Here is a 13,027-nt window from a genome sequence, read left to right as displayed (position 1 = left end):
GACGGTCGTTCGACTATGGTGTGCCGCACGCCGCCGCACGGCCGCCGAGCTCGAGATCCTCTCGACACGCGGACGACCGCTTCCGACGGCCGAATCTTTTGTGACCTTCATCCTATCAGATCCGGGCCCCGATGACCGCCGACAGCCTGCTTCTTCCCGGACTTTCGACCATCGCATCCGACTATGACGGCATCCTGTGCGACGTTTGGGGTGTCGTGCATAACGGCGTGCGCGTCAATCCGGGTGCGGCCGATGCCCTGACCCGGTTTCGCGAAGGCGGCGGGCGGGTCATTCTGATCACCAATGCGCCGCGCCCGTCCGCGCCGATCTACGATCAGCTCGACGGTCTGGGCTTTGCCCGCGAGGCCTACGACTCCATCGTTACGTCCGGCGACGTCACCCACGCACTTCTGGCCGCCCATGCGGGCGACACGGTCGTTCATATCGGGCCGGAGCGCGACTACACGCTCTACGAGGGCACGGGATTGACCCTGGTGGAGGACGCTTCCAAGACCGAGGATGGCGGATTGATCGTCTGCACCGGGCTCTACGACGGTGTGACCGAGACGCCGGAAAACTATCACGAGCGCTTTAAGTATCTGATCGACCGCGGCTTTTCCATGATCTGCGCCAATCCGGACGTGGTCGTTGAGCGCGGCAACACGCTAATCTGGTGCGCGGGCGCACTGGCGCGCGATTACGGCGAAATGGGCGGCAAGGTGCAGATCCTCGGCAAGCCCTACAAGCCAATCTACGACCGCGCGATCGGCGAACTGGAGCGACTTTCGGGACACACGCAGGACCGTTCCAAGGTGCTGGCCATCGGCGACGGTCTGCCGACCGACATCAAGGGTGCCTGCCAGCAGGGGCTCGACGTCCTCTTCATCACCGCGGGCATTCACGCCGCCGATTTTGGCGCAGCCGAAATGCCCGACTGCCGGCGCGTCGAGGAACGACTCGCCGACGAAGGGCTTTCGGCGCGCGCGGCAATGCCCCGGCTTTCCTGGTAAATCGCTTTGCCGTCAACGGCCCCGTGAACCGGGATCTTGCGCCGAATACACGAAAGGCCCCTGCGCGCTGCGCCTGGGGCCTTTTCGTCGAATGTCGGTGAGTTCGGGCTTTCGCCGTCGGTTTGGGCCGTCAATCGAACAGCTTGTCGATATCCGCCTGATCGGATTCGGCGGAGCCTTCCGAATCATCGCCGCTCAGCATGGCGTCGATATCGGCCTGGGAAACACCCTCGCCTGCGTGCTGCGGGCTGTGAAGGATGAGTTCGCGTGCGCGCCGCTCGTCCTCGGTTTCCTCGATCTCCACGTCCTCGTTCTCGATGATGCGAAGGCGCTCGATGAAGTTCGAGACGCGCTCATCGATGTAGGAGAGCATCTTGACGACCTTGGAAATGCGCTGGCCGGTAATGTCCTGGAAGGCGCAGGCCTCGAAGATCTAGATCATCTTGTCGCCGACCATCGACTGATAGGCGGCGGTGTCCGTGGTGTCGGCGGCCATGATCTCTTCGGCCGCGGCCACGATCGTCTGCGTTGCCTCTTCGGTCGCCTCGACGATGGCGTCCAGCTCGCGCCCGGCCTCGGGGATGCGGTTGTGCTTCATGTCTGCGGCGCGCAGATGCACCACGTGCTGCTTCATCCGCGCGATCTCGGACGCGATATCCTAGAATTCCTGCCGCATGGACGGTGCGTACAAATGGAGGACGCTCTTGAAGTCGCCGGCCATCACCTCCGTAAGACGCATGACGTCGCCCAAGGAGACTTCTCCGTCGCGCTGCTTGTTGTCCTGAAGAAACTTGATTACGCCCAAGACGTCATGTTTCGCCATCGGCACCATGGTACTTTCCCTGTCTATCGCGCATGTCGACCCTCTTGTGGTCCCGCGCGATCTCTTTTTTCTCCTCCCATCAAGCTCACTTTCGTGTGCCGGCGGCGGCGAATACCCGATCAAGCCCGACTTGCCTCAAGTCGGGGCCGCCTGATCCGGTTCACTTTCTTTTGGTGTGGCGGGCGGCGGCGCTTGTCACATGTCATGCGACCGCTCGCGCGTGCCCGTCTGCCGATCGCAATCGCTAGTCGTTGAAGACAGCGTCGATCTTGCCCTTCAACGTCTGCGCATTCAACGGCTTCACGATGTAGTTGTTCACGCCGGCCTTCTTGGCGGCGATGACGTTCTCGGTCTTGGATTCCGCCGTGACCATGATGAAGGGCGTCTTGCAAAGCCCCAAATCGGAACGGACCTGCTTCAGCAGCTAGGATCCGGTCATCGGTTCCATGTTCCAGCCGGAGATCACGAGACCGTATTTGATTTGCGCTGCTTCATCTTCTCCAGCGCCTCGGTGCCATCCGCAGCATCGTCGATGTCACTGAAACCCAGTTGTTTCAGCAGGTTGCGAATGATGCGGATCATCGTCTTGTAATCATCAACAATAAGAACCGGCATCGAAAAATTAAGGGCCATATTCTACTCCATACACTCACCTGAACAGCCATGGCCATGGCGGCCGAACAGCGTTGTGACAATCCAGGAAAGAGAGCTGCCGGTACCCCGGCTCCCCACGCATGGCGCTACAATAAGCAGAGGGGACTGAAAAGAGAGTTAAAATCCGCCAATCCACGTTCGCGACTTCAGTGTATGCTCCCAAAGCCGAATTGAGCGCCGCCTTCAACGTTTCTAACCTGCATATCCCGTCTCTACATTTTCCGGAACTTGGCAATGTCCCTACCGCCTCTGCGTACGCTCTATTTCGAAGACTTGAACGTCGGAATGAGCGAGACGCTGACCAAGACCGTCAACAGCGATGACGTCATCGGATTTGCAGAGGTATCGGGCGAACGCAATCCGATTCATCTGTCGGAGCATTTCGCCGCACGGACGCCGTTCCGCACCCGCATCGCCCACGGTCTCTATACCGCGAGCCTGATTTCCGCCGTGCTCGGCACCCACCTGCCCGGCCCCGGCGCGATCTATCTGTCGCAGACGCTGAACTTCAAGGCGCCAGTGCGGATTGGCGACGTGCTGGACGTCACCGTGACCGTTGCCGAACTGACGGAGCGCGGCAGAAAGGCACGCCTGACCTGCGAGGCCAAGGTCGGCGATACGGTGGTGCTAGAAGGCGAGGCCGTGGTGAAAGTGCCCGGGCGCGGCGATCCCGGCGGGGTCGACTAGGGCGCAGCCTATCCCTCCGACACTCAAGTACGCGACCGGCCGCGACCTCGGTGCGGCACGTTTCCGCGCTTGACCTTTGACGGCGAAGTCGTCACGGTCCGCAACCTCACCACACCCATCGGGGTTCGTCCGAATGCCGCAGTCCTTCGCGCCGGCGCCGAAAGCCTTTCACACCGCCTATTCCCTTGATGCCTTTCCTGACGCCTTGAAAGGCGGGGTCGTCGGTATCGGGAATTTTGACGGCGTTCATCGCGGCCATCAGTCGGTTCTGGACAAGGTGCGCGAGGAGGCCGATCGCCTGGGCGTGCCGGGCTACGTGATGACGTTCGAACCGCATCCGCGGTCCGTCTTCACGCCGCAAAATCCTCTTTTCCGACTCACCCCGCCCCATGCCAAGGCCGAAATCGTCGAAGCCTTCGGCCTGGACGGAATGCTGGTGCTGCCCTTCGACGCATCCTTTGCGCTGCACGAGGCGTCCGAATTCGTCACCCACATTCTGGTGGAACGGCTCGGGATCGTTCACGCGGTCACCGGCTATGACTTCCATTTCGGCCGCGCGCGCGCCGGAACCCCGGATTACCTCCGGCAATCGGGGGAAGAGCACGGCTTCGGCGTCTCCATCGTCGATCGTATCCATGACGAGGGCGGGGAGACGATCTCCTCAAGCCGCATCCGCGATGCGCTTTCGCAAGGGGAAATCGTACTCGCCAATGCGCTCCTTGGCTATCGCTGGTTTACCGAGGGCACGGTGCGCGACGGCGACAAGCTCGGGCGCGAGCTTGGCTATCCCACGGCCAATATCGCGCTGGATGCCGATTGCACGCTGGCTTACGGCATCTACGCGGTGCGCGTCGTCATCGACGGGGTGCTGCATGACGGGGTGGCGAATTTCGGCAAGCGGCCGACCTTCGATAACGGCGCCCCGCTTCTCGAAGTGCACGTCTTCGACTTCTCCGGCAACCTCTATGGCAAGACGCTGACCGTCTCCTTTGCCAGCTATCTGCGCGGCGAGGAGAAGTTCGACAGTCTGGATGCGCTGATCGCGCAGATGGATCGCGACAGCGAAAAGGCACGCGCGGCCCTCGCCTCGCTCCGGCCGCTGTCGCCGCTCTATGACATTCCGCGTACGGACGGCACCGCGGACTGAGGTGCAGCGCCGAACGCACGGCGCAGACCCAGAGCGAGCATGATCGCGACCAGAAGCGGCGCCACCGGAATTTCCAAATGAAGGCCGATACCGCCCGTCACCGCGCCAACCGCGATGAGAAGCGCGAGCCACGACACCTCCCATGAGCGGAAGCCGTTGCGAAGACCGTCCCGAATAAGGAAAGCGACCGGGACAAGCAGCACCGTCAGGTCGTAGGTCAGCGCGAAGGGCGTCACCAGCACGCTTGCGACGATGAGAACTCAGACGCAGGCAGTGAAATCCCCGGCCCTCCACCAGGTCGCGACCACCGCGCCCAGAGCAATTAGCGCCGCTGCCCCCTGGCAAATCCAGGCGGAATTGCTCGACAGGCCTAGAACCCGCGCGGCGACGTAGACGGACACCATCTTCTCCCAATCCACCCAGCCGTTTTCGAGGATCTCGCCGCCGACATAGGCCTGGGCAATGAAGACCAGCCAAGGTTCGGACCCGAACGCAAGCCAGCTTGCCAGCGCGAAGAGCAGGGTTGAGACCGCCGCGCCGAAGATCGTGCGCCAATAGCCGGCGACAAGAAGAGCGACGGGAATCAGAACGCCGAGCTGCGGCTTGTAGGTCAGAAGGCCGATGACGATCCCCGCGAGAAAGAAACTGTATGCTCCATCGCCACCATTGCGAAGGCGAACAGGGTCGCGGAGATAAGCACGTTTTATCCGTGAAGCACCGTGTTCAGCACCATCGGCGCGGCGAGCAGCGGCAGCGCGATACGCCATGCCCCCGAAACCGCCCGCATGGCAAAGGCGAACAGCCCGAGCCCGACGAGAGAGAAGAGGATAAAAGCGGGCACGAAGGCCATCGTCCCGACGGGCACCAGCACGAGAAGCCAGGTCGGCGGGTAGAGGAAGGAGGAGAACATCTCCAGATCGCCCGTGACGGCGATCTGGTAGGCCTGGAAGGCGACAGTATCGTAGGGAGCCGCAGGCATGCCCGCCACGGCCTCGCGGGCCGCCGACCAGAAACTCAGGAAATAGATCAGCAGCGTCTTACCGGAGGGACTTTGATAGGCGTTGGGAACGAGGATCATCGCGGCAAAGACCCCGACGCTTCCCACGAAGGCCAGGACGGCCGCGAAGCGGACAAGACCCGCACGCACCCATGTGCCCTCGCGCAGTGCGCCCCATACCCGGTTCATCGCGTCTCCCGTCTCGTCCCTGCTTGCCGCACCTGAGGCGCCCCAACCTATCGGCGAGATTGTGCCGTTTCAGCAAGCCATAGCACGACGGCCGCGAACAAGCGCCTTACCAAGCTTCCCCGGAGAAGCTATACATCCCGGCCTTGATGCCCTACGAGCACCCCCACCTTACACGCGCAGGTTCCCGACCTCGGCTGCGCAAAGCAAGCAATATCGTCGCTTGAACGACTGCCTTTCCAGCGAAGCTGGTCTCGCCCGGCCAGCACGCACCGGAAAAGCGAACCGTCTGCCGCATGAGGGAGCATTGCGGCGGCAACTCATCATCGTCCCCACTTCGACACTCTGCGGCCTACGGGAGGACAAGGTCCCGCAGACACTCAATCGCCTGGAAAGAAATTCATGAATGCTCTGCTCTATCCCCTGATCGCGCTTGTTGCCGGAATGGGTCCGGCGTTTCAATCGGGGGTCAACAGCTGACTTGCCTTTGGTATCGGCGGACAGCCGATCTTCACCGCCTTCATCTCGTTCGTGGTCGGAACGATCCTTCTCGGCGCGGTCTGTTTTGCGACCGCCAACTGGCCGATCGCCCTTTCCCATCTCGGTCAGCAGCCGTGGTGGCGTTGGCTCGGCGGTGTGCTGGGCGCCGATTTTCTGTTCACATCGATCTTCCTCGCGCCCAAGCTGAGCATCGCGAACATGATGTTCCTCTTCAATTCTCGGCCAGCTCGCCGGGGGCTTGCTGATCGACAGCTTCGGGCTGGTTCAGATGCCGATGCGACCGGCCGAATGGTGGAAATTTGCGGGCCTCGCAGTCATGCTCGTCGGGCTGGCCGTTTTCATGTTCGGCGATCGGCTTTTTTCGTCGCACTAAGGGACCGTCGGGCCCGATCTTCGCGCGCAAGCCTCTTTATTCCGGGGGCATCTGCTGGTAATACCCCGGGCCATGTTTGGTTCAAAGCCGTCGACACAGCGCATCGTGCCGCTGCTCTGCATACGAATTACCGGCCCGGCCTTCGGCTGAAGCGGAAAACCGCTCAACCCGAGGGACCGGGATGAAAGTGCCTGCATGACTGCCGGCCGCTCCACCTATTCCTTTCGCGTTCGTGCCAACGCAGGGCCCAGCGTATTTGCGCCGCCCACCGCGCTCCGGCTTTAAGACCAGCAGACCCGATCGATGACCGAAACTCGCGACTATTCGAAAACACTCTTCCTGCCGAAAACCGACTATCTCATGCGCGCCGGGCTCCCCAAGAAGGAGCCCGAGATCCTCAAGCGCTGGAAGGAGATGGACCTCTACAAGCGTCTTCGCGAAGACGGACAGGGGCGGCGGAAATTCATCCTTCACGACGGCCCTCCCTATGCCAACGGCAACATCCATATCGGCCACGCGCTCAACAAGACGCTGAAGGACATCATCACCCGCTCCATGCAGATGATGGACTGGGACAGCAACTACGTGCCCGGCTGGGACTGCCACGGCCTGCCGATCGAGTGGAAGATCGAGGAAGAGAACTACCGCTCCAAGGGCAAGCAGAAGCCGGACCTTTCCGATCCTGCCGCCATGATCGCCTTCCGTCAGGAATGCCGCGCCTATGCCAAGCACTGGATCGGCGTGCAGGGCGAGGAGTTCCAGCGGCTCGGCATCGAGGGCGACTGGACCCATCCCTACCTGACAATGCACTTTGAATCGGAAGCGATCATCGCCGAGGAACTGATGAAGTTCGCCCGCTCCGGCCAGCTCTATCGCGGATCGAGGCCGATCATGTGGTCGGTGGTGGAAAAGACCGCGCTGGCGGAAGCCGAGATCGAGTATCACGACCACGAGTCCGATACGATCTGGGTGAAGTTCCCGATCACGAAAGCCGGTGGCACCGACGAGGCGGCGACGGAGGAGTTGCTGGACACCTATGTCGTCATCTGGACGACGACGCCCTGGACGATCCCGGGCAACCGCGCCGTCTGTTTCTCCTCGCGTATCTCCTACGGCCTCTACGAGGTCACGGACGCGGAGAACGACTTCGAACCTCAGGCGGGCGAAAAGCTGATCTTCGCCGATACGCTGGCGGGCGAATGCGCCACCAAGGCGGAACTGACCATGGAGCGCAAACGCGACGTCACGGCCAACGAACTCGCGGCGCTGACGCTCGCCCATCCGCTGGCCGATCTCGGCTACGATTTCGACGTTCCGCTTCTCGACGGCGATCACGTCACCGACGATGCGGGCACGGGCTTCGTGCATACGGCCCCCGGCCACGGCGCGGACGACTTCGAGATCTGGATGGAAAAGCACGTGGAGATCGAGGCGCGCGGCATCTCGTCGGAGATCCCCTTCACGGTGGACGGCGCCGGTTACTACACCGAGGACGCGCCGGGCTTCGGTCCGGATGCGGAAGGCGGACCGGCCCAGGTCATCACAGCCAAGGGCGCCACGGGCGACGCCAACAAGCGGGTCATCGCAGCGCTGATCGCTGCGGACGCGCTGTTTGCGTGTGGCCGGCTGAAGCACCAGTATCCGCATTCCTGGCGTTCCAAGAAGCCGGTCATCTTCCGCAACACGCCGCAGTGGTTCGTCTATATGGACAAGGAGCTTTCCGACGGCTCCACCCTGCGCGGCCATACACTGAAGGCAATCGGCGAGACGCGCTTCGTTCCGCTTTCCGGTCAGCACCGTCTCCACGGCATGATCGAGAACCGGCCGGACTGGGTTCTGTCGCGCCAGCGCGCCTGGGGCGTGCCGATCACCGTCTTCCGTCACGAGGACGGTCGTCTTGCACCGGGAGCCGATTTCGACAGGTCCGACGAACTCAGCGCCCGCATCTCCGACGCCTTCCGGGCCGAAGGGGCGGATGCCTGGTACAAGGAAGGCGCCAAGGAGCGGCTGCTGGGCGGTCTCGTCAATGACATGGACGCCTGGACGCAGGTCACCGACATTCTTGACGTTTGGTTCGACTCAGGCTCCACCCATGCGTTCTGCCTGGAAAAGCGCCCGGACCTCAACCCCAAGCGGGCGCGCGACGGCGGCGAGGATTACGTCCTTTACCTCGAAGGCTCCGATCAGCATCGCGGCTGGTTCCATTCCTCGCTTCTGGAATCGTGCGGCACGCGCGGCCATGCGCCTTACGACGCCGTCCTGACCCACGGCTTCACGATGGCCGAGGACGGGCGCAAGATGTCGAAGTCGCTCGGCAACCAGACCTTCCCGCAGGACGTCATCAAGCAGTATGGCGCCGATATCCTGCGGCTGTGGGTGGCCTCGGCCGACTACACCGACGATCAGCGCATCGGTCCGGAAATCCTGAAGACCAATGCGGATGCCTATCGCAAGATGCGCAACACGATCCGCTGGATGCTGGGCTCGCTGGCCCATGCCAAGGACGAGGACGTGGCCTATTCGGACATGCCGGAACTGGAGCGGCTGATGCTGCACCGGCTTGCCGAGCTCGACGATGTCGTGCGCGAGACCTACGACGCCTTTGACTTCAAGCGGGTGTTCGCGCAGATCTTCAACTTCATGACCGTGGACCTGTCGGCCTTCTATTTCGACATCCGCAAGGACGCGCTCTACTGCGACCCGATCTCGTCCACCCGGCGCAAGGCTGCGCTGTGGGTGATCGAGCGGCTGTTCGATGCGGTGGTGACCTGGCTTGCGCCCATCATGCCCTTCACGATGGAAGAGAGCTGGTGGTCGCGTCACGGCGAGGAAGCGGGCTCGGTGCATCGCCGCCAGTTCCCCTCCTTCCCCGCGGAATGGCGCGACGAGGAACTTGCCGAGCGCTGGTCAAAGATCCGCACGGTGCGCCGCGTCGTGACGGGCGCGCTGGAAATCGAGCGTGCGGAAAAGCGCATCGGCTCCTCGCTGGAAGCCCATCCAACCGTCTACATCGCCGATCCGGAGCTGCTTACCTCGCTCGAAGGGCGCGACATGGCGGATATCTGCATCACCAGCCAGCTCACGACCGTGGCGGGCGATGCGCCGGAAAATGCCTTCAAGCTCGATGAGGTACCGGGCGTCGGCGTCGTGTCCGGGCTGGCGGAAGGCACCAAATGTGCGCGTTCGTGGAAGGTTCTGCCGGAAATCGGCAGCGATCCGGACTATCCGGACCTGACCCTTCGCGATGCCAAGGCCATGCGCGAACTCAACGCGCTTGGCGAAACGGCCTGAAACGGAACCGGTGAGCGCGATGACCCTTTGGGAACGGCATAGCGGCCTCGTCGCGCTCATTGCCCTGGTCGGGCTTGCGCTCGATCAGGCCTTGAAGCTCTGGCTTCTTTTCGGCTACGGCCTTGGCATGAGCGGCCCGGTGGCGCTCACGCCTTTTCTCGACATTGTGCTGGTCTGGAACCGGGGAATTTCCTACGGATTGTTCCAGCAATACAGCGAGTTGGAGCGCTGGGCGCTGGCCGGTTTCGCCGTGCTGGCGACGATTGCGATCTGGCTTTGGGCGGCGGCGGCGCGGCGTTTCATCACCTCTCTGTCGCTGGCGCTCATTCTGGCGGGCGCCATCGGCAACGGCATCGACCGGCTGGTTTTCGGCGCCGTCATTGATTTCGTGCATTTCCACGTGGGATCGTTTTCGTGGTATGTGTTCAATATTGCGGACGTCTGGATCGTTGCGGGCGCGCTCGGCCTTGTATATGACTGGGCAACGGATCGCGGCGGAGATGCCACAAAATAGGCGTGATTGCCAGCTAACCGCACGGGCAGAGCTAAAGCTTTTCCGAAACCCACGCCAACCGGGCAAACAGGAAACCTGAGGACAATAGCCGTGCCGAGTATCCGACCACGTTCGGTCGCCCTCCTCGTCATTGTGGCAGCCCTGGGCCTCGGCCTTGCAGGCTGTGTGTCCAGTGGCGCCATGTACAGCTCCGACGGCGATGCCCCGGATGTGGCGCTGGTCAAGGGACTCATGAAGTCGATCGGTGCCGTGGATCCCAACGAAAAGCCGATCGAGTATCAGCTGCGCGCGCCGCTCGCCATGCCGAGCGACGAGAAGGATCTGCCCAATCCGGAGACGGCCTTGGCCACGCCGGCCAATTGGCCGCGCGACAAGGATGCGGAGCTCGCCGAAATCCAGAAGGTGAACGATCGCCGCGAGGCGGAAGCCAACATCAACATCGAATCAGGCAATCACCGCCTCGGCATTCAGGAGGGGAAGAAGGGAACGATGGTCGGCAGCAACACCCAGTTGCCCGACGGCCCCGGTTCGGTGCGTGACGACGGCTCGTGGGAGCACTCGAAGAATCGTCTGACCATCGATCAGATGAAGGGTCAGAAGGTGGTGAAGCCGGAAGCCACGGCTCAGCTCCTGGACAAGGACGGCAAGCCGACGCGCCGCTATCTGATCGAACCTCCGGTCGCCTATTCGACCCCGGCCAAGACCGCGGCCCTTCCCGATGTGGAGAGCATCAAGAAGGACAAGGACAAGCCGGCGATCGACAGGATCGACGATTACAATCCCCGGCTCGACAAGGCGCGCTAAGCGCATTGGCTCCCGCGATATCGTAGCGTCATGATATCGCTTGCCCTTTTCGGAAAATCAGACATGCGCGCGGTCCCCGACCGGGCGCAATGTCGGGCGTTTTACGTGGCTTTACCCACGCATCCTTACGGATAATTCATTCGCCCCCTCGCCCGCAAAGCTCCTATATCCTTCGCAAGAGTGCACACGCGACCAGCGAAGGAGCCTCAATTCGTGTCATTTATCGAACGCCGGTTCATGGAGGCGAGATGTGCCGCCGCCCTGGCCTTCACCCTGTTCCTTTCCCCTCTGCCGGGCCGCGCCGAAACGGCAGCCCCGCCGCCCGAGGCCGCTTTTGCGGACGTGAAGATCGGCGCGGACGTTTCCAGCTTCACCCTCGATAACGGCCTTCAGGTCGTCGTCATCCCGGATCACCGAGCCCCGGTCGTCACGCAGATGATCTGGTACAAGGTGGGTGCGGCCGACGAGAGGCCGGAGACGTCCGGCATCGCCCATTTCCTCGGACACCTGATGTTCAAGGGCACCAAGAAGCACCCGGAAGGCGAATTCTCGGCCGTGGTTTCCGAACTCGGCGGCTCGGAAAACGCCTTCACCTCCTCCGACTACACCGCCTATTTCCAGCGTGTCGCCAAGCAGCACCTGAAAACGGTGATGTCGTTCGAGGCGGACCGGATGGAAAACCTCGTGCTCACCGACGCCGTGGTGGCGCCGGAGCGTAAGGTTATCCTGGAAGAGCGCTCCATGCGCGTCGACAACGATCCGGGGTCGCGTCTGTCGGAGACGCTGAACAGCATCCTCTACGCCAATAACAGCGGCTATTCCGTGCCCATCATCGGCTGGCGGAGAGAAATGGAGAAGCTGTTGACCCAGGACGCGATGAACTTCTACGATCGCTTCTACACGCCCAACAACGCGGTGCTGGTGATCGCCGGCGACGTGACGGAGGACGGGGTCAGAAAGCTGGCGGAAGAGACCTACGGCAAGGTCAAGCGCCGTGCCGATCCGCCCAAGCGCATCCGCCCGGCAGAACCGCCGCTTCCCGGCCACCGGCTCGTGCGGCTTGCCGATCCCCGGGTCAAGCAACCGAGCGTGCGCGATGCCTGGATCGTGTCGAGCTACGCCACCGCGAAGCCCGGCGAGGCGGAGGCGATCGACGTGCTCGCCGACATTCTGGGCGGCGGATCGACCAGCCGGCTCTATCGCCAGCTTGTGGTGAACGACAAGGTCGCCACCGCAGCGGGCAGCTACTATTCCAGCACGCAGCTCGGGCCCACCGACTTCATCGTCTACGGCGTTCCGCGTGACGAGGTGAGCCTCGACGAGGTGCGTGAGGCCGCGCTCAAGATCGTTGCCGATATCGCCGAAAACGGCATCACCGACGAGGAACTCGCCCGCGCCAAGCGCAAGGTGCTGGCCGATGCGATCTACGCCCAGGACAGCCAGGCGACGCTGGCGCGCATCTTCGTAAGCACGCTGACCACCGGCGGCACCATCAAGGACGTGCAGGAATGGCCGGCGCGGATCTCCAAGGTGACCCGCCGATCAGGTCAAGGCGGCGGCTAAGACCTATCTGGACGCCGACCGTTCCGTCACCGCCTATCTCACCGGCAAGCCGCAAGAGGACGAGAAAAAATCGTGATGACCCATCTCCATTCGCTAAATCCGTGCGCGCGCCGTCGCGCTGGCGGATACCGGTGCGTTCAGGCAAAAGCTCGCCGTCGCGGTCACTCTGCTGGCCCTGGCGCTGATCGCCCGGCCGGCCCATGCAACGGAAATCCAGCGCGTCGTCAGCCCCGGCGGCATCGAGGCGTGGGTCGTCGAGGATCAGACCATTCCCGTGATCTCGGTCGACATCGCCTTCAAGGGTGGCGCGACCCAGGACCCGAAAAGCAAGGAAGGGCTCACCAACCTGATGTCGACCTTGCTCGACGAGGAGGCGGGTGATCTCGATTCCCAGGCCTATCAGACCAGGCTGGAAGATCTCTCCGTCTAGGTCGGCTTCAGTGCGGGACGCGACAGTTTCACCGGTCGCATGAAGAC

At 62.5% G+C, this 13,027-nt stretch carries 15 protein-coding genes and 1 pseudogene; 8 read left to right on the top strand and 8 right to left on the bottom strand.

The window, feature by feature from the left end; all coding sequences use genetic code 11:
- The first annotated feature begins 131 nt into the window (after positions 1 to 131).
- Positions 132 to 1,010, top strand: a complete 879-nt coding sequence (locus QNJ43_RS04635; protein WP_300467763.1) for a TIGR01459 family HAD-type hydrolase — start codon at positions 132 to 134, stop codon at positions 1,008 to 1,010.
- A gap of 130 nt (positions 1,011 to 1,140) precedes the next feature.
- On the opposite strand, the gene QNJ43_RS04630 is transcribed toward QNJ43_RS04635, so the two are convergent.
- The 4 genes and pseudogenes from QNJ43_RS04630 to QNJ43_RS04615 all read right to left on the bottom strand — a co-directional run bounded on the left by QNJ43_RS04630 (position 1,141) and on the right by QNJ43_RS04615 (position 2,466).
- Positions 1,141 to 1,383 (bottom strand): hypothetical protein, encoded by a 243-nt coding sequence (locus QNJ43_RS04630; RefSeq protein ID WP_300467761.1) that lies wholly within the window; start codon positions 1,381 to 1,383, stop codon positions 1,141 to 1,143.
- A gap of 60 nt (positions 1,384 to 1,443) precedes the next feature.
- Positions 1,444 to 1,644 carry a hypothetical protein gene (locus tag QNJ43_RS04625; protein WP_300467759.1) on the bottom strand — a complete coding sequence of 67 codons (201 nt, stop codon included), beginning with the start codon at positions 1,642 to 1,644 and terminating at the stop codon, positions 1,444 to 1,446.
- Positions 1,645 to 1,668: 24 nt separating this feature from the next.
- Positions 1,669 to 1,833 (bottom strand): hypothetical protein, encoded by a 165-nt coding sequence (locus tag QNJ43_RS04620; RefSeq protein ID WP_300467757.1) that lies wholly within the window; start codon positions 1,831 to 1,833, stop codon positions 1,669 to 1,671.
- A gap of 244 nt (positions 1,834 to 2,077) precedes the next feature.
- Positions 2,078 to 2,466 (bottom strand): annotated as a pseudogene (locus QNJ43_RS04615) (response regulator).
- Between the two features lie 255 nt (positions 2,467 to 2,721).
- Here QNJ43_RS04615 and QNJ43_RS04610 point away from each other — a divergent pair.
- On the top strand, positions 2,722 to 3,174 hold the full coding sequence (locus QNJ43_RS04610; RefSeq protein ID WP_300467755.1) for a MaoC family dehydratase: 453 nt from the start codon (positions 2,722 to 2,724) through the stop codon (positions 3,172 to 3,174).
- A 133-nt stretch (positions 3,175 to 3,307) separates the two neighbouring features.
- Positions 3,308 to 4,321, top strand: coding sequence for a bifunctional riboflavin kinase/FAD synthetase (locus QNJ43_RS04605; protein WP_300467753.1), 1,014 nt, complete (start codon positions 3,308 to 3,310; stop codon positions 4,319 to 4,321).
- Here QNJ43_RS04605 and QNJ43_RS04600 read toward each other — a convergent pair.
- The 4 genes from QNJ43_RS04600 to QNJ43_RS04585 form a co-directional block, all read right to left on the bottom strand.
- The gene (locus QNJ43_RS04600; protein ID WP_300467751.1) at positions 4,285 to 4,557 is read right to left on the bottom strand and encodes a hypothetical protein; all 273 of its coding nucleotides are present in this window, start codon (positions 4,555 to 4,557) and stop codon (positions 4,285 to 4,287) included. The two genes, QNJ43_RS04605 and QNJ43_RS04600, sit on opposite strands and share 37 nt — an antisense overlap.
- A gap of 24 nt (positions 4,558 to 4,581) precedes the next feature.
- Positions 4,582 to 5,088, bottom strand: coding sequence for a glycosyltransferase family 87 protein (locus tag QNJ43_RS04595; protein ID WP_300467749.1), 507 nt, complete (start codon positions 5,086 to 5,088; stop codon positions 4,582 to 4,584).
- Positions 5,025 to 5,507 carry a hypothetical protein gene (locus tag QNJ43_RS04590; RefSeq protein ID WP_300467747.1) on the bottom strand — a complete coding sequence of 161 codons (483 nt, stop codon included), beginning with the start codon at positions 5,505 to 5,507 and terminating at the stop codon, positions 5,025 to 5,027. The genes QNJ43_RS04595 and QNJ43_RS04590 overlap by 64 nt, the downstream gene beginning before the upstream one ends.
- A 709-nt stretch (positions 5,508 to 6,216) precedes the next feature.
- A complete protein-coding gene (locus QNJ43_RS04585) occupies positions 6,217 to 6,408 on the bottom strand; it encodes a hypothetical protein (RefSeq protein WP_300467745.1) in 192 nt (63 codons plus the stop codon).
- 273 nt (positions 6,409 to 6,681) lie between these two features.
- Here QNJ43_RS04585 and ileS point away from each other — a divergent pair, with 273 nt between their 5' ends.
- The 5 genes from ileS to QNJ43_RS04560 all read left to right on the top strand — a co-directional run bounded on the left by ileS (position 6,682) and on the right by QNJ43_RS04560 (position 12,980).
- The gene (ileS, locus tag QNJ43_RS04580) at positions 6,682 to 9,669 is read left to right on the top strand and encodes an isoleucine--tRNA ligase (protein ID WP_300467743.1); all 2,988 of its coding nucleotides are present in this window, start codon (positions 6,682 to 6,684) and stop codon (positions 9,667 to 9,669) included.
- A 19-nt stretch (positions 9,670 to 9,688) separates the two neighbouring features.
- Positions 9,689 to 10,183 (top strand): signal peptidase II, encoded by a 495-nt coding sequence (lspA, locus tag QNJ43_RS04575; RefSeq protein WP_300467956.1) that lies wholly within the window; start codon positions 9,689 to 9,691, stop codon positions 10,181 to 10,183.
- 90 nt (positions 10,184 to 10,273) lie between these two features.
- The gene (locus QNJ43_RS04570) at positions 10,274 to 10,987 is read left to right on the top strand and encodes a hypothetical protein (RefSeq protein ID WP_300467741.1); all 714 of its coding nucleotides are present in this window, start codon (positions 10,274 to 10,276) and stop codon (positions 10,985 to 10,987) included.
- Positions 10,988 to 11,200: 213 nt separating this feature from the next.
- A complete protein-coding gene (locus tag QNJ43_RS04565; RefSeq protein WP_300467739.1) occupies positions 11,201 to 12,550 on the top strand; it encodes a pitrilysin family protein in 1,350 nt (449 codons plus the stop codon).
- A gap of 274 nt (positions 12,551 to 12,824) precedes the next feature.
- Positions 12,825 to 12,980: a hypothetical protein gene (locus QNJ43_RS04560; RefSeq protein ID WP_300467737.1), complete on the top strand. Its 156-nt coding sequence runs from the start codon at positions 12,825 to 12,827 to the stop codon at positions 12,978 to 12,980.
- Positions 12,981 to 13,027 lie beyond the last annotated feature (47 nt).

The organism is Breoghania sp. (assembly GCF_030066895.1).
Classification (GTDB): Bacteria; Pseudomonadota; Alphaproteobacteria; order Rhizobiales; family Stappiaceae; genus Breoghania.
The sequence above is the reverse complement of the archived record's forward strand: the minus strand, read 5'-3'. Positions and strand labels throughout refer to the sequence as shown.